Annotated in this window: 12 protein-coding genes and 3 CRISPR repeat arrays (2 of these 15 only partly in view); all 12 genes read left to right on the top strand. The window is 25.5% G+C overall.

All coding sequences use genetic code 11. The annotated features are described in order from the left end of the window. A CRISPR array of direct repeats spans positions 1 to 411; the repeat unit is 30 nt; unit sequence GTTGAACCTTAACATAGGATGTATTTAAAT (it extends 349 nt beyond the left edge of the window). 226 nt (positions 412 to 637) lie between these two features. The 12 genes from ABDZ71_RS11400 to cas6 (ABDZ71_RS11345) all read left to right on the top strand — a co-directional run bounded on the left by ABDZ71_RS11400 (position 638) and on the right by cas6 (ABDZ71_RS11345) (position 16,767). Further along, positions 638 to 982 (top strand): hypothetical protein, encoded by a 345-nt coding sequence (locus tag ABDZ71_RS11400; RefSeq protein ID WP_343761713.1) that lies wholly within the window; start codon positions 638 to 640, stop codon positions 980 to 982. A 185-nt stretch (positions 983 to 1,167) separates the two neighbouring features. Beyond that, positions 1,168 to 1,407: an RpnC/YadD family protein gene (locus ABDZ71_RS11395; protein WP_343761712.1), complete on the top strand. Its 240-nt coding sequence runs from the start codon at positions 1,168 to 1,170 to the stop codon at positions 1,405 to 1,407. Between the two features lie 303 nt (positions 1,408 to 1,710). After that, positions 1,711 to 2,136: direct repeats of the CRISPR family, unit length 30 nt. A 246-nt stretch (positions 2,137 to 2,382) separates the two neighbouring features. Next, the gene (cas6, locus tag ABDZ71_RS11390) at positions 2,383 to 3,069 is read left to right on the top strand and encodes a CRISPR-associated endoribonuclease Cas6 (protein WP_343761711.1); all 687 of its coding nucleotides are present in this window, start codon (positions 2,383 to 2,385) and stop codon (positions 3,067 to 3,069) included. Positions 3,070 to 3,114: 45 nt separating this feature from the next. After that, positions 3,115 to 4,782: a Cas10/Cmr2 second palm domain-containing protein gene (locus ABDZ71_RS11385; protein ID WP_343762428.1), complete on the top strand. Its 1,668-nt coding sequence runs from the start codon at positions 3,115 to 3,117 to the stop codon at positions 4,780 to 4,782. A gap of 1 nt (position 4,783) precedes the next feature. After that, positions 4,784 to 7,093 (top strand): RAMP superfamily CRISPR-associated protein, encoded by a 2,310-nt coding sequence (locus ABDZ71_RS11380; protein WP_343761710.1) that lies wholly within the window; start codon positions 4,784 to 4,786, stop codon positions 7,091 to 7,093. Further along, a complete protein-coding gene (locus ABDZ71_RS11375) occupies positions 7,086 to 8,495 on the top strand; it encodes an RAMP superfamily CRISPR-associated protein (RefSeq protein ID WP_343761709.1) in 1,410 nt (469 codons plus the stop codon). The genes ABDZ71_RS11380 and ABDZ71_RS11375 overlap by 8 nt, the downstream gene beginning before the upstream one ends. 11 nt (positions 8,496 to 8,506) lie before the next feature. Continuing rightward, positions 8,507 to 8,935 (top strand): hypothetical protein, encoded by a 429-nt coding sequence (locus tag ABDZ71_RS11370; protein WP_343761708.1) that lies wholly within the window; start codon positions 8,507 to 8,509, stop codon positions 8,933 to 8,935. Further along, positions 8,913 to 11,093, top strand: a complete 2,181-nt coding sequence (locus ABDZ71_RS11365; RefSeq protein WP_343761707.1) for a TIGR03986 family type III CRISPR-associated RAMP protein — start codon at positions 8,913 to 8,915, stop codon at positions 11,091 to 11,093. Before ABDZ71_RS11370 ends, ABDZ71_RS11365 begins: the two co-directional genes overlap by 23 nt. 22 nt (positions 11,094 to 11,115) lie before the next feature. After that, complete coding sequence (locus ABDZ71_RS11360; RefSeq protein WP_343761706.1) at positions 11,116 to 12,291, top strand: NARF domain-containing protein; 1,176 nt, start codon at positions 11,116 to 11,118, stop codon at positions 12,289 to 12,291. 1,482 nt (positions 12,292 to 13,773) lie between these two features. Further along, on the top strand, positions 13,774 to 13,971 hold the full coding sequence (locus tag ABDZ71_RS11355) for a DUF3791 domain-containing protein (RefSeq protein ID WP_343761705.1): 198 nt from the start codon (positions 13,774 to 13,776) through the stop codon (positions 13,969 to 13,971). After that, complete coding sequence (locus ABDZ71_RS11350; protein WP_343761703.1) at positions 13,968 to 14,195, top strand: hypothetical protein; 228 nt, start codon at positions 13,968 to 13,970, stop codon at positions 14,193 to 14,195. The genes ABDZ71_RS11355 and ABDZ71_RS11350 overlap by 4 nt, the downstream gene beginning before the upstream one ends. A gap of 1,885 nt (positions 14,196 to 16,080) precedes the next feature. Continuing rightward, positions 16,081 to 16,767, top strand: a complete 687-nt coding sequence (gene cas6, locus ABDZ71_RS11345) for a CRISPR-associated endoribonuclease Cas6 (protein WP_343761701.1) — start codon at positions 16,081 to 16,083, stop codon at positions 16,765 to 16,767. Positions 16,768 to 16,982: 215 nt separating this feature from the next. Continuing rightward, a CRISPR array of direct repeats spans positions 16,983 to 17,239; the repeat unit is 29 nt; unit sequence GTTAATTAGAGATAATGTATTTTTAAAAT; it runs 558 nt beyond the window's last position.

Here is a 17,239-nt window from a genome sequence, read left to right as displayed (position 1 = left end):
GATGTATTTAAATAATTGTGAACCCTCCATTATTATATAAGTAAGCCAAGTTGAACCTTAACATAGGATGTATTTAAATAACGATACAGATTATACTTACATGATAGGTTGTGAACGTTGAACCTTAACATAGGATGTATTTAAATTAGCTCCACAATGAGAAAAACAAAAGAAATATTTATCGTTGAACCTTAACATAGGATGTATTTAAATTTTTCCTATAGATGGGTTTGTGATTACCCCTGCTCCGTTGAACCTTAACATAGGATGTATTTAAATCCACTTATTATTTGCTTAAGATCTCCGCTAAATTTGTTGAACCTTAACATAGGATGTATTTAAATTAGTTTTTTCTAACACTATTTTTAGCTGTCATTTCTTGTTGAACCTTAACATGAGATGTATTTAAATAACCATTTGTCTAATCTATCCTGTGAGAATCCTGGATTGAACCTTAACATGAGATGTACTAAGAAAAGCAAATGATAATTAATAAAATAATAAAGATTAAATTAAAAAACAAGTGCACTAGTAGTTAGAAGAGATTCTAAAGCTAGTGCATTTATTATTACTTAAAAATTTTAAGATAGGGTGGTTAAATAAGGTATAATATAAGCTATAAGGGGGTTACCCAAAGATGAAATTTGTATATGAAAATTTTTCATGCGATGTTGATATATTTTATAGAGAACAGGATATTTTAGTGAGATTCTATAATAGTTCTAAAGAGCAAAATGAAGATGAAATTGACAATCTTGTTATTGTTCATCCTGGTTATGGATATCTTCTTCTGAAATTTAAAGGTGATGCAGGATTATTGAGTGGTTATTTAGAGGAGACTGTGTTTTCATCTGATGAATTAGTGGATGCTGCTATTGAGTTTTTAGAAAATTTATCGCCATTGTCAGGGAAAGTGTATTTACCACATCATGTTGATCGTGTAAAATTAACAAGTTATGTTGAATACAATGGGGAATACTAAGATTTTGATTATATAATGTTTTGTGATTTATTGAACATTTGACTTTTAACTAAATGATAGTTTTAGATTTATGATGTAATAATTTGTAAAAGCAGTATCATAAATAACTTAAGGATTACATTATTTATATGTACAAATATATTAAAATTACTTGGTGTAAGGTGGCTGATTAGGAGTTGAACAAGATGGCTAAAGATATAAAAATAGTAGAGCAAAGGCTTGAATATTTAAGTAGTGATAAAGAAACAATAGAAATTTATAAGGCTAGAGAAAAATCACTACACGAAAGAGCTAATATGATAAGTAGTGCAAAACATGAAAAAGCAATAGAAATAGCAAGAAATCTTTTAGATGTATTAGATATAAAAACTATTGCTAAGAAAACAGGATTAAGTGAAGAAAAAATTAAAACTTTAAATAATTAGAGGTATTTATATAAATTGAAAAAATTAACCTATTAAAAAACTGATGCACTAGCAGCTATAAGGTATTCTAAAGCTAGTGTATTTATTGTTGTAGAAAAGTTGATTAGTATAAAATATTGATAGATATTTTTCCAACCGTTTTTTATTTTAAAACACATCTTAAGCATTGAAATATAAGGCTTAAGATATGTTTTTGTAATGATTTTTTGAAATTTCATAATCGGTTGGAAAATTTTTTGGGAAACCTTGTAAAATCAATAGGTATGTGGTATTCTTAGAAATAAGGAATGGCTATTTTACTATCATTGAACATTAACATGAGATGTATTTAAATTCATTTTTTGCCTATCTATAAATACTTTTGTATAAATTGAACATTAACATGAGATGTATTTAAATGCATGGTCTTGCTTATTAAAGTTCGGAGCTATATATTGAACATTAACATGAGATGTATTTAAATGATATAGCAGTTACCATTGTTATAAGCGGTCCTACTACATTGAACATTAACATGAGATGTATTTAAATTTAAAGACCCCTCTATTATTATATACTGACCCTTTAATTGAACCTTAACATGAGATGTATTTAATTTTTGTATTTTGTGATATTTGATTAGTATTATTAGTAATTGAACATTAACATGAGATGTATTTAAATTAAAAATAATTGATTTTATCTTCTTCTTTATTTTCAATTGAACCTTAACATGAGATGTATTTAAATTAGTTTTCATAAACATTAGTTAAATCAAAACTTTGTATTAAACCTTAACATGAGATGTAGAATAGAATATTAATAAAAATATGTAAAAGTCTTAGAAAAATCTAAGGCTTTTATTTTATGTTTAATTATATATAGATTAAAATTCGTGTGGTTTTAAGTTTCATGAAAAATACAGAAAATTACTAATGGTATGAATAAATTAAAATATGGTATAATATAGATAAAATTGGATAAAGAGGTATAAAAATGAGATTTATTGAATTAACTATAACAGTAATGTTGAAAAAAGATATATATTTTGAGGATTCAGGATATGTAATAGGGAAAAACATAAATAAGAGCATGCTTTTAGATAAAGATTTAAAAGAAGTCCATCCTAAAAAAGAGTACAAAAATTATGTCTTTAACAGTTTCTATCCTATAGAAAGAGATAAATTTTATAAAAAAGATAGGCTATATATTTTTAAAATCAGAGGCTTAAGTGATGAATTTATGCAGAAAATAGATAGGTGCCTTTCTAATTTGAAAAGTGATGATTTTAATGTCATTTCAATTTCTAAAAAATCAATAGATAAAAGGCATATAAAAGAGCTTTACACTCAAACTCCATTAATAATAACTGTAGATAACAATCCTTGGCTTCAAACTAGTGGCGATTTAGAATTGTTCAAAAGTAGATTAGAAGACAATTTGGAAAAGAAGTATAAGAGCTTTTTTAATGAGGACATAGATGTAAAAGGTAAATTTATAAAGAGTATCGAGTTTAAAAACAGAAAGCCAATGCATTTTAATTACAAGGGCATAAAGCTTTTAGCAAATAAAGTAAGCATACAAGTTCAAGACAATGAAGAAGCTCAAAAGCTAGCTTTTTTAGCAAGAGCAGTTGGCCTTGGAGAGAAAAATTCAGCTATTGGGGCTGGGTTTTGTAAATAGAAGATGGGAAGCATTTTGATATGTGTGAAAGGGGGATAAATATTGATGTTTGTAGTTAAAGTTGATATAGGAAGTAAACAAAAATATATATTTTCTAGTAATAGATTAAAGGAAATAATAGGAGCATCAGAAATTATTAGATATGTTACAGAGGAACTTGCTAAAGAAGTCTTAAAGTGTATGAACAGGGAATATAAAAATTATGAAAATTCAAATGATGGAAATGTTCTTTTTGAAGCTGGTGGAAATTCTATGTACATATTTGATGATATAGATGACGCTAAAAAGTTTAATGGAATTTTTAGTAGATTTGTTATTGAGTATTTTGATGGGTTAGAACTAATAATGGTCATCAAAGAATTTGATATTGAAAAAAGGAACATAGTAGATTTATATGAAGAAATAGAACAAGCTCTTACTAAGAAAAAAGGTGAAAGAAAATATCAATTTAAAAGATTAGGTTATGGATTAACTAGGATATGCCCTAATACTAGAAAACCAGCAGGATATGAATATAAAGAAAAAGATAGAAATAATAAGGGAAAAATCAAGTATATATCTAAAGAATCTGAAGATAAGTTAAGATTTTATAATTTCTTATATGGAAATAGTAACTATTATGATGAACAAGCTAAAATTAAATATATGATAGATTCTAAAGAAATAAATCATGAACAAATGAAAAAAGAATTGAAAGAGAGATATGGTCTTAAGAATGGATTCGAATTTACTAATAAGTTAGACGATATAGCTGGTCCTAAAAACGAAGGTAGTCATATTGGTATAACTTGTATTGATGGAAATGGCATGGGTAAGAAAATTGACAGTTTCAATGATGAATACAAAAGAATCCCTAGAGAAAAGATTTTTGATTCAAATCAAAAATACATAAAAGAATTTAGAAATCTTACAAAAAATATAGATGAGCATTATAGGACAACTTTCAATAAAGTTTTAGAAGATTTAGTTGATAATTACAATAATTATTATGAAAAAATAGGATATGAAAAAGAGAAAAAGACTTTACCAATAAGGCCTATAATTTTAGCAGGTGATGATATAACATTTATTAGTAATGGCAAAATTGCAATAGATATTACTAGACTTTTTACAGAAGAAATAACAGAACAAAAAGAACAGTTTGGAAAAAATAAATACAATCTTACAACTAGTGCTGGAATAGCAATAGTAAAAAGAAATCATCCTTTTTCTAGAGCAGTTAAATTGGCAGGAGCTTTAGAAAAAAATTCTAAGAAAAAACTTAGGACAATGAAATTAGCTTGTGAAAAACAGAATTTAGAGAAATTAGAAGATGCATCCTTTATTGATTGGGAAATAAATAGAGGAGATACATTAGATAATATATTGATTATAAGAAATAAGGATTTAGTAGCTAGGCCTTATATTATTATAGACTCAGAAAGTAAAAAGAAGATTGATATTCATTATGAAGATTTAAAATCAATCATTAATTATAATTTTGATAACTTTGATAATGCACTTGATCAGATTAATAAATCTGGAGCTAGGAGTAATATAAAGTCGTTTTTTAGAAGCATGAATTCTAGTGAAATAGATTCAGATCTTTTTTATCTAAAATACAACTTAAAAGGAAAATTTGAAGGTGACGTAGACCTTAAAGTTATTAAAAAGGTAATTTATGATGTAGTAGATGCTATGGATTTATATACTTATGTGAAAGGAGACAAATAATATGTACAAGTATCCAATCACTATTGAATTATTATCGGAAACTATATTTGGAAATGGACAATCTAAGAATGGAATAGTGAATACAGATGTTTTACTAGATGAAGAAGGTTTTCCTTATTATTTAGGAAAATCATTTAAAGGTTGCTTGAAAAAATCAATGAATACTATTTTGAAACCTTTTTATAGAAGCAGTGAATGTGATTTTAATGGAATAGTTACTAAACTGTTTGGTTCAGCTAAAGGAATCAATGTAAATGAGCAAAATGAAGGTATATTGAAATTTACAAACTTTTATTTAGACAAACAAATTGTAGATATTTTTAATGAATATAATCTTAAAGAAGGTGAAAATAAAGATTTGATTTTATCTTCTTTAACTGATATAAGATTTGGAATAAAAATGGGAGATAATGGGGTGTCAGAATCTAAAAGCTTAAGAGCATCTAGAGTTTTAAAAAAAGGTTTAATCTTTAATGGAACAATTCTATGTTCAAGAAAATTGGAAGATATAGAGTTGAAAATTTTGCAAAATGGAGTAAAATCTCTAAAAAATTTGGGTATCAATAAAAGCCGAGGAAAAGGTTTAGTTCAGGTGCAAATAGGAGATGGAATAAAAGAAGATTCTAAAAGTGCTAAAAGTGTAAAAGGTGATTTTAACTATTTGTTGTATGAAATAGACCTAAAACAGCCAATTAAAATAGGGGATAGTCAATCCCAATATGATTATGAACAAACTAAGTCATATGTTTCAGGGTCTATAGTTAGAGGGGCTGTTATAGGTAAATACTTAAAATCAAAAAATATTAACCCTGATAAAATTGAAAAAGATCCAAACTTCAATAATCTACTTAAAAGAGTATGTTTTTATGATGCTTATCCTATATGTGATGGACATTATTCTTTTCCAACACCTAATGTTTTTAGAACAACTAAAGATATAGATAAAGAGGAAAATAAGGAATCATATACAAGGAATGAAGATTTTTTAATAGTATTTGATAATGAAAAAATAAAAGAACATGAAGAAGAACAACCAACTGTTATAAAACTAAAAAAAGGTGAATTTTCTTATTATGAAAACAACATACTTTATCAGTTTAATATTAAAAAGGACTACAGATTTCATCATACACAAGAGCTTGGAGAAGAAAATATATTTAGATATGAATCTATATCAAAAGGACAGAAATTTTATGGTATAGTAGATGTTTCTAATATAGAAAATGAAGATTTGAAAAAAGGCATATATAATTTGTTAAAAGAGAAAGAAACTCTTTATTTAGGTGGTTCAAGAACTTCCGGTTATGGAGAAACTAAAGTTTCAAAAATAGAAAGAATTAAGGATTTTAAAAATCTGAAAGAAAAATTACCGTATTTTCAACAGGATACTGATAAAAATAAACTTAATATATACTTTTTATCAGATTCTATTTTAAGAAATGAGTATCATCAAATAACACCTTGTTTTTCTGAAAAGTATTTAAATAAGAACTTAGAAATTAATATAAGTAAAAAGAATATCAATTCAGAGATATCTCCTGTTATATTAACGGGTTACAATAGTACATGGAAATCTTATCTTCCACATGTTTATGGAATAGAGAAAGGTAGCGTTGTTAAAGTAGATTTAAAGGATTCAAAAAACAAGATAAATGAAAATAGTATTAATGAGTTTATAAAAAATCAAAAGGGTGATAGAAAGCAAGATGGATTAGGTAGATTCATAATAAACCCTGAATTTTTAAATGTAGATACTATAAAATACGAAAAACTTAATAAATCATGTGAGTATGAGCACGAAAATACTTTTTTGTCATTAGATAAAGAGTTAATATCCTATATAAAAGAATCTAGAAATAAAGCTATTATTGATAAGTGTATTAAAAATAATACTGTGAAAAATCTTGAAAATGAAAAAGATAAGAATATTAGTAATAGTCAAATAAATAATATTATAGGAATTATAGATGATTCATTATTAAGTGAAGAAAAGCCTATGGATCAATTTATAGATAGGATAGAAAGACTAAAAGAAATCACTCAAAACGTCGAAAGAAATGAGAGAAATCAAAGTATATTAGATTATAAAATACTATCAGATAAAAAATTAAAAGATTTATTAAAGTTATCTAAAGAAAAGAATATTGTAGAATCTATTATATCAAAAGGATTAGAGCCTAGTAATTTAAAAGATAAATTTATAAAAGAAATTCAGGACGATGAATTTAAAAATGATGAAATTATATTAAAAGCAATAAGAGATATATTGTACTATTCTATTAAATCAAAGGATGGTGAGAATATTGAGTAGTATAAACAAGATAAAGCAATATATTCTACAAGTTAAAAATATATCACCTCTTAGAATAGGAAATGGTGAAGAAGAAGGAAATGGGTTATTAATTAGTGATAAACATGCAGTTATAAATGGTACTACACTTTCTGGATTATTTAGAGATTTTCTTAAAAAATTTAAGAATAAAGATCAAGTATATGAATTAATATTTCCTGAAAATAACAACAAAGAAACATCAAAAATATACTTTTATGATTCAATGTCAAATCAAGATATTAGTGAAAAAGATTTATGTTCTAGGAACCATGTAAGAATAGATGAAGAAATGGGCAGCTCAGTAAAAAATCATTTATTTAATGAATTTCACATATCAGAAGGAAAAACATTTAAATTATTTTTTGAAATAAGAGGGCTAAATCTAGAAGAAGATAAATATGAATGCCTATGCAATCATTTAGAAAATTTTATAAAAGAGCTTTCATTAGGACAAATTTCTATAGGAAGCAAATCAAGCTTTGGGTTTGGAAAATTTAAAGCTATAAAAGACAATGATAAAAGCGGTATATATTATAAAGAATATAATCTATCAACAGAAAATGGATTAAATGATTATTTAGATTTTAACTTTGATATGGAAAAACTTTCTATAGAGAATTTTAAAAATTTAAAATTAGATTCAAATGATAATTGGAATAAATTAAAAATAACTTTAGAAGCTTACTGCGATGAAGGGTTTATAATAAAAGGTAACCCAATTCCTAAAAAAGAAGATAAAAAAGACACAAAAACATATATTGTTGATTATCCATATAAAGAATGTATAAATGGAAAAGAGCAATTTATAATTCCATCATCAACTATAAAAGGAATTGTCAGAGGATATTGTAATAAAATATTTAAAACATTAAATAAAGAAGAAGATAAAAAAGATAAAGCAGTTATAGATGAGATGTTTGGTAGAAAAGCAGATGAATCTGAAAAAATAGAGGGTAAAAAGGGTAATCTTATATTTGAAGATTGTAAAATAAATGGAGAAAAATTACAAAGGTATAATAGAACCAAGATTGATAGATTTACAGGTGGAGTCATGTCAGGAGCTATATTTAAAGAGCAGGTAGCTACAATTTCAAAAGATAAGCCTATAAAATTTAATGTTTTTTTAAATCAAGAAGACAAGAAGATGTTAGCATTAATAATATTAGTTTTTAGAGATATAGGATTAGGATATTTAACTATAGGTAGCGGAAACAACGTCGGATATGGAAGGTTTAAAGGAAAATCCATTATCATTAGTGGAGCTGGTTATAATGATAAATTAGAATTTAAAGAAATTGAATCCGAAAGTAATATGGGTGATTTTCAACTTAAAGGTGATATAGATAAATTTAGTGATATAGTAAGTATTCTACAAAGATAGAAGGTGATAAAATGAAGAATTTAATGAAACTAGAAGTTTTGTCTAAGATAGAAAATGGTGAGTATGATTTTGCATGGATAAATACTTTTAGCGATTTAAAGTTAATAAAACTGTCAGAAAACAATAAGTTTAAAAATAGTTACTTAGAAAGTTTGATAGAAGCGAAGATTTTTAATAAAAATAAAGAACTTTCAATTATTCCTTGTGAAGAAGATAATAGTTTTTCTGTAGTTGAATTTGATGGAACAGATGAAGATTATATAGAGGAAAAACAAGTGCTATATAAAAATAAGTCTCCTTTAAAGAAAAAGGGAGAAAAAGATAAATTGGTTATAAGAAATTATTTAAAATATGATGACGAAGGACAAGCATTTGTATATTATACTAAGCTTTCTGGTGTAGAAGGGGGAGAAGGTAATGGCAGACAACAATCAAAATAAAGAAAGATATGCTAGAGCTCCATATAATTTTATACCATTTCCTGAAAAAATATTTTATAGGCATACAATTTTGGAAAAATACGAAGATAAAAATAAAGGTATAACTATTTTGCCAAAGCATAATATGTTTGAAAAAGGCTTGAAAACAGGGTATATAGATTATTCAATAGATGTTGAAACACCATTATTCATAAGCAATGGAGAAAAACAAAGTGATTTTTTTAAGGTTAATGGTGAATATAGAATCCCAGGAAGTACTATAAGAGGAAAAGTAAGAAGTAACGCTGAAATTTTATCATGTTCTTACCCAGAATTTATAGAAGATAAAAAGCTGTGGTTTAGAGGAGCTTTTTCAAAAGATGTACTTAAAGATATTTATAAAGAAGCCGTTTTATCCGGTGAAACTGGACAGATAAGTGATTATGTTAAAGCTGGATATTTAACTAGAAAAGGTGATAAGTGGCTTATAACTCCTTCTAAACAAGTAAATAATAAATTTTTTACAGAAATACATGAAAGTAAATTAAGAGAACAACATAGAGTTATAGATGAAGATATTAGAAATAAAATTTTTATGTATAATTTTATAGACAGAAATAGTAGCCAAAGACTTTGGAATTTATTTAAAGACAAGAAAAATGAAAAGAAAAAGATTAATAAAATAGTTAAAGATAATGAAGAGCAGCTATCTGAAGAAGAAAAACAAAAATTAGAGGCAAAAATAAATAATCTACAGAAAAATATAGAGAATTTATTAATAAATAATGAAAGAAAAGGGTTTAAGCCGTATTACTATGAAGCTTCATATTTTTTAAAAGATAATAATGAAATTATAATAAAGAAAATTTTAAAATCACTTAAAGATGAAAAGCATGGTATTTTAATGAATTCATCAAGATTAAATTGTAAACAAAATCATTATTTAATATTTGAAAAAGATACAGAAAAAGGGGAAAGAGTAATAACAAAGGAATTAATAAATCAATATAAGACTAGTGTTAAGCTTAAACAAAAAGCAGAAGTAGAAAATTTTAAAATAAATAATGAAGGTAAGTTCGAAAATGGAAAAGAAAAACCTATATTTTATATTACAGATAAAAATAATGAGGAAAAGATAATAGCTTTTGGATTTACTCCTTATTTAAAAATACCTTATGAAAAATCTGTAGAGGATGGAATAAAAACAAAAGAGTATAATTCTAATGAATCTCAAAAAGGGAAAATAGATTATGCTAAAGGTATTTTTGGATTTACTAACTTTAAATTAAAAGAAAATAAGGATAGTATTTCATACAAAGGAAGGGTTAGTTTTACTAATGCTAAGCCAGTAGAAGAAAATTTCAAGCAAGTAGGGAAACATATTCTAAAACATCTAATGAATCCAAAAATTAGTTCTTTTCAGCTTTATTTAAAGCAGGAAGAGAATGACCCTAAAGAGCTAAAAACATATAGCAGTGATGATTTTGAGCTTAGAGGAGAAAAATTTTATTGGCTTAGAAATGAGCATGATAGTAGTGATGATTATCAAAAAGATGTACAAGAATGTGAGAAAAAGAAAAAAAAGTGGAGACCAAAAAAAGAACAATATGCAAGTTTATATGCTGTGGACAAAGGAGCAAAGTTTAAGGGAAGAATCTATTTTGAAAATCTATGTAAAGATGAATTAGGATTACTACTAATGTCTATAAAACCACATGAATGTGCAAAAGAAAACTTAGGACAAGGCAAACCTTATGGATATGGAAAAGTTAACTTTCAAATAGAAAATATTATAGAAATAGATTCTAAAAAAAGATTTGTTAGCCTGAATCCATCTTTAAGTGAAAAGTCAATACTTGAAGATAAAGATAAACGTATAAAAGATTTTATAGACTATATGAAAAAACAAAATATAAATGTAGATTTAAAAAAAGAAGTTATGTATAAATGTTTTGCTAAAAGTAAAATAGATGAAAAAGATATAAGAAGTCCTAAGTTTAATTATATGGGAATAACAGAATTTACAGATAGAAATATACTTAAATCTATGGAAACATATATAAATGACGAGAAAATTTCTAAAGATGAAGCTGCAGCAACTAAAGAAGAAAATGAGTTTGATGCTAATATGGCACAAAAGATATTATCTAATAAATTTAAAACTACATGGAAAAAGTAGAGAATGATTAGTAGGTGGAAAAATGAAGAATATATGTAAAAAAATAATTTTAATATCAGTATTTTTAAATATATTTTGTATTTTGGATTGTGGGATAAATAGTGGAGTAGTATATGCTGCTCCTAATTCTATCAATGAAACAATGTCAAAAGAAGAAATAATGAAGAAATACTATGAATTGAAAAAGGATAATCAAGAATTAATAGAAAAATATGATAAGTTAAATGGGAAATGGTCTAGTAAAAAGGATAATATTGATAATAGACTGGATAAAATAGAGATTTACGGAAAATCAATCTTGGTGATATTAGGTATATCAATATTTCAAGTGATAAAAGATATAAAAAATAAAATCAAATCAGTTGTAGAAAATGAGGTTAATAATAAAGTACCTATGGTTGTAGAAAATGAAATTAGTAATAAAGTACCGAAAGAAGTATCAGAACAAGTTTCAAAAAAAACAAAGGAAGAAATTGAATATATAGAAAGAACAGCTCAAGAGTGTAAAAGGGAACAGACATTAATGGAGGAAAAAAATATAATTGTTATATCTAAAAATAAAGAAGAAGAAAAACTGTTAGAAGATTCAAATTTATTAAATCAATTTGAAAAAGTTAAAATGGCTATAATAGATAACAAAATTAATAATTTAGCTGAATATGACGTGATACTTTTTAATGATATTAGGGGTAATCTTGAAAATGAAGAAATGAATAAAATAATAGATGGTAATATTGATAACAAGAAGAATGCTGTTTATTTTTATTTTACAAGGAACTATAAAAGAACTTTTAAAAGTAATAAATCTAATAATACTAATTTTGCTAAATCAAATTCTACTTTTGTAGGCAATTTAATTGATCTGATGAAGTATCAAGATGATGTTTTAAAAAATAAAAAAAGTAATAATGAAAGTATAGGTTGTTGTGAAGATACAGTTATGAAAATTTTAATAAAACATCAAGGAGAGGAGTTTTTCCAAAAAAGAGGACAAGCTTTTACTTATGAAATAAAAGGAAAATATATAGTTCCAAGTACTACTAATTATAATATACCTATAAGTGATATAGTTAAAGGATTAAAAAAAGGTGTAGTAACTACAACTACTCAGTTACAAGAGTTAAGAGGTCCATCATATATTTATGCTTTTATAAATGATGCTAGATTTAAAATGTGTTGTGAAAAGGATGGTGAGTAGCAGGATATAAAAATCCTGCTACTTACGTTAGTATCAAAATTATAATTTGAATAATATTATTTATTAATGATATTAACTTCAAAATAATATCTAATAAATTTTTGCTTTTCATAATATATACCTCCTTAAATAGATCAATAAATTTTTAATAAAAAATACAGAATCTTTTTATATGCTTACTTAATATGTAGTAATAAACTCAGTTTTGTGACAATTGAATAAAAAAAATGTATCTAAATCAGTGTATATTTTAAATTGTTCTAAGAAGAGAAATACAATTAATTTATGATTTGTTTTGAAATGATTGTTTAATTAGGTAAATAAGAGGAGTTATATTGAAACAGATAAATCTTGTTAAATCAATACTTATTATTGATTTTATGTGATGACTATTTTAAGCAGAGGACTCAAATTCCTAATTTGCTGCGAATCGCTTACTCATTCGAAGGAACGAGAAGGAGTTTCATAAATTTGTTGAACATTAATATGAGATGTATTCCAAAAAGCAAATAATAATTAATAAATAACAAAGATCAATCAAAGAACTAATCCACTAGCAGTTAGAAAAGATTCTAAAGCTAGTGCATTTATTATTGTGGAAAAGATTATTAGTATAATATATCAATAGATACTTTTCCAACCGTTTTTCAGTTTAGAACCTATCCTAGAGCTTATATTCAAGGCCTAATATGGTTTTTTATAATGTTTTTTTAAAATTTCATAATCGGTTGGAAAAGTTTTTAGGAAACCTTGTAAAATCAATAGGTATGTGGTATTCTTAGAAATAAGGAATGGCTATTTTACTATGATTGAACATTAACATGAGATGTATTTAAATACATTTTCAAGCTGAGTTACTATATAATAAGTGCTGATTGAACATTAACATGAGATGTATTTAAATTCATTAGGCAATTGCAAATATACACCATTATACTTAATTGAACATTAACATGAGATGTATTTAAATTGAATACAGATGTTATATAGAAATCTCTTGAAATTGATTGAACATTAACATGAGATGTATTTAAATTTCCATATATAATCCACTAGATTCTGATTAGATAATATTGAACCTTAACATGAGATGTATTTAAATTCCGCCCAACAATATGCTGTTATTTGCGTATCATTTATTGAACATTAACATGAGATGTATTTAAATTATAGAGAGAGAAGGAATAAAAGTAAAAAGAATTTGTTGAACCTTAACATGAGATGTACATAAAAAACCAAATACCAATGAACAGATAACAAATAAGGAAGTTTTTAGTGGTTTGTTTTTAAAAAACTGCTAAATTTGTTGTTTGGTCAATACTACTTTAGAGTTTTATTTAGAAGACTTTAAAGTAGTTTTTTATATATTCATAAGTTAAAAAATATATTATAATTAAAAAAATAAGTTAGTTAAAGGTTAACTAAATTAAATATAATTAGAAGGTGATATAAATACTAGAACTAAATTATAATGAAAAAATATTGGAGTTTGTTTCATTTTGTATAGAAAACTTTAAAGTTAAGTTTCAAATGAAGGGGAGAGATGTGTCAGTCTTGTTTTATGAAAGTGGAATTACCGATTTTTTAATAGAAGACTATGATTTACTACATACTCAAGGAAAAGAATTTATTTTATCTGAAATAGAACTATTTTTACAGAATAGAGGTTATAAAGTATGACATTACCTAAAATAACACAAGAAAATGTACATATTTTTATTCCACTTAAAGCAGCAAAAGTAACTTATAGATATGCTAAACAGCATGGTACATCTGAGAAGGAGGCTTTATTAGAATTTTATAATTCAAAAACTTATGAAGCTTTAGAAAGAGAAGAAACTAAAATGTGGCATGAAGGGGTTAATTATTTGTACGAAGAATTTGAAGAAGAAAAAGAGTTATAATATATAGATATTTTTCCAACCGTTTTTAATTTTCTAAACTATCGTAGGCCTTGTATTTCAAGAGCTACGATAGGTTTTTATAACGGTTTTCTAAAATTTCACAATCGGTTGGTAAAATTTTTAAGAAACCTTGTTAAATCAATACTTATGTGGTATTATTGATTTTAAGGAATGGCTATTTTACTATGATTGAACCTTAACATAGGATGTATTTAAATGTAATAAATCCACACTTTTTACAATGTATTTTTATATTGAACCTTAACATAGGATGTATTTAAATTCTAAACATTTTACTTTTCTAAATTTTCTTTTCTTATTGAACCTTAACATAGGATGTACCCAAAAACCCAAATACCAATGAACAAATAATAAAGATTAAATAAAAAACAAGTGCACTAGAAGTTAGAAGAGATTCTAAAGCTAGTGCATTTATTGTTATAGAAAGCTTTATTACTATAAAACATTAATAGATATTTTTCCAACCGTTTTTAATTTTAGGAACTATCTCAATGCTTGAAATACAAAGGTTAAGGTAGGTTTTTACAACGATTTTTTAAAATTCTACAATCGGTTGGAAAAGTTTTTGGGAAACCTTGTAAAATCAATACTTATGTGCTATTATTGATTTTAGAGAATGGCTATTTTACTATGGTTGAACCTTAACATGAGATGTATTTAAATCCTGTTAGTCCAGTTTGTTGACTTACAGTAGCCATAGTTGAACCTTAACATGAGATGTATTTAAATCAATATTACAGGCGGTAAAAAATATGGTGTAAATTCGTTGAACCTTAACATGAGATGTATTTAAATTTCATTTTACCCTGGAACTCAGCAAAGTCCTTTACGGTTGAACCTTAACATGAGATGTATTTAAATAATTTACCCTTTTCGATATCTTTAGAATAATTATAGTTGAACCTTAACATGAGATGTATTTAAATACTAATAGTTATTTAAGAGTGCTAAGTAATGAAGGGTTGAACCTTAACATGAGATGTATTTAAATAACTAAGATGGAAATAAAACAGAAGTGTATGAGTTTGTTGAACCTTAACATGAGATGTATTTAAATAAGTCGTCGAAGTCGTCGTCGTCATCGTCGTCGAAGATTGAACATTAACATGAGATGTATTTAAATTTGAAAGACACTCCAACAATTCCAGCCGAGGAAACAATTGAACATTAACATGAGATGTATTTAAATTATTAATCCTCCTTAAATTTATTTATAAACTTTCTTAATTGAACATTAACATGAGATGTATTTAAATTTAATATAACGTACCCTTCATGTAATCCAATTGCTATTGAACATTAACATGAGATGTATTTAAATTATGGAGTCATATTTGGAATTATCCATTTGAAGAAGACTATTGAACATTAACATGAGATGTATTTAAATACAAATTTTCGGCGATTTGGACGACAGGGTAATTAAATTGAACATTAACATGAGATGTATTTAAATTCTGCACCTAGATATATAGTTGAACACATACCTAATTGAACATTAACATGAGATGTATTTAAATTTGTAGTAATTGCCTGCATGGCCTTTAACCTTTAATTGAACATTAACATGAGATGTATTTAAATTAGAAAAAAGGTTCTGTTTCCTTTGCCGAACGTAAATATTGAACCTTAACATGAGATGTAGAATATTAATAAAAATATGTAAAAGTCTTAGAGAAATCTAGGGCTTTTATTTTATACTTAATTTTACATATAGATGAAAAGATAGATGATTTAAAGTTAATAAAACTAGCAGAATTTAAACTTTTCTATAGCTTATAATAAATAATTAACATTGGTATCAATGCGTAAGTAAATTAATATATGGTATAATATACATAAAATTGGATAAAGAGGTATAAAAATGAGATTTATTGAATTAACAATAACAGTAATGTTGAAAAAAGATATATATTTTGAGGATTCAGGATATATAATAGGGAAAAACATAAATAAGAGCATGCTTTTAGATAAAGATTTAAAAGAAGTCCATCCAAAGAAAGAGTACAAAAATTATGTATTTAACAGCTTCTATCCTATAGAAAGAGATAAATTTTATAAAAAAAATAGGCTATATATTTTTAAAATTAGAGGCTTAAGTGATGAATTTATGAAGAAAATAGATAGGTGCCTTTCTAATGTGAAAAGTGATGATTTTAATGTCATTTCAATTTCTAAAAAATCAATGGATAAAAGGCATATAAAAGAGCTTTACACTCAAACTCCATTAATAATAACTGTAGATAACAATCCTTGGCTTCAAACTAATGGCGATTTAGAACTGTTTAAAAGTAGATTAGAAGACAATTTGGAAAAGAAGTATAAGAGCTTTTTTAATGAGGACATAGATGTAAAAGGTAAATTTATAAAGAGTATCGAGTTTAAAAACAGAAAGCCAATGCATTTTAATTACAAGGGCATAAAGCTTTTAGCAAACAAAGTAAGCATACAAGTTCAAGACAATGAAGAAGCGCAAAAGCTAGCTTTTTTGGCAAGAGCAGTGGGCATTGGAGAGAAAAACTCAGCAATAGGAGCAGGATTTTGTAAATAGATATTACAAATACAAAATTAAATAAAGTTTTGCAGTAAACCTTTAGTAGCGAATTTGAATTTTAAAATAAATCTTCTAAAAATGTTGCTATTCAATGGATTAAGCATAATTATCAAAAAATTAGGTTCAATGCAAAATTTAAGGTATACATAAAATATAAAAATGTCAAGAAAAAGATTTTCAAAGATATTTAAAGAAAAATAGATATATTTGGGGTTAATTAGAGATAATGTATTTTTAAAATTATAATCACCTTATGAAATCATTCCTTCCATTTCTGGTTAATTAGAGATAATGTATTTTTAAAATTGATTAGAATTTGAATTTAAAAGATATCTAGCATACTGTTAATTAGAGATAATGTATTTTTAAAATGATTCAGTGATTGGCGCTCATGTATCTGGATTTAACCGTTAATTAGAGATAATGTATTTTTAAAATTTTCTTGATCTTATAACAAATTTAACTCTTG

It is taken from the genome of Clostridium oceanicum (assembly GCF_039521385.1).
Lineage (GTDB): Bacteria > Bacillota > Clostridia > Clostridiales > Clostridiaceae > Clostridium_F > Clostridium_F oceanicum.
Note: the sequence above shows the minus strand (reverse complement) of the source record. Positions and strands in the feature narration are given on the sequence as shown.

What these genes read in the sequence shown, in the direction of transcription:
- ABDZ71_RS11400 (WP_343761713.1), top strand. Translation starts at nt 638, where the DNA reads ATGAAATTTGTATATGAAAATTTTTCATGCGATGTTGATATATTTTAT.
- ABDZ71_RS11395 (WP_343761712.1), top strand. Translation starts at nt 1,168, where the DNA reads ATGGCTAAAGATATAAAAATAGTAGAGCAAAGGCTTGAATATTTAAGT.
- cas6 (WP_343761711.1), top strand. Translation starts at nt 2,383, where the DNA reads ATGAGATTTATTGAATTAACTATAACAGTAATGTTGAAAAAAGATATA.
- ABDZ71_RS11385 (WP_343762428.1), top strand. Translation starts at nt 3,115, where the DNA reads ATGTTTGTAGTTAAAGTTGATATAGGAAGTAAACAAAAATATATATTT.
- ABDZ71_RS11380 (WP_343761710.1), top strand. Translation starts at nt 4,784, where the DNA reads ATGTACAAGTATCCAATCACTATTGAATTATTATCGGAAACTATATTT.
- ABDZ71_RS11370 (WP_343761708.1), top strand. Translation starts at nt 8,507, where the DNA reads ATGAAGAATTTAATGAAACTAGAAGTTTTGTCTAAGATAGAAAATGGT.
- ABDZ71_RS11365 (WP_343761707.1), top strand. Translation starts at nt 8,913, where the DNA reads ATGGCAGACAACAATCAAAATAAAGAAAGATATGCTAGAGCTCCATAT.
- ABDZ71_RS11360 (WP_343761706.1), top strand. Translation starts at nt 11,116, where the DNA reads ATGAAGAATATATGTAAAAAAATAATTTTAATATCAGTATTTTTAAAT.
- ABDZ71_RS11350 (WP_343761703.1), top strand. Translation starts at nt 13,968, where the DNA reads ATGACATTACCTAAAATAACACAAGAAAATGTACATATTTTTATTCCA.
- cas6 (WP_343761701.1), top strand. Translation starts at nt 16,081, where the DNA reads ATGAGATTTATTGAATTAACAATAACAGTAATGTTGAAAAAAGATATA.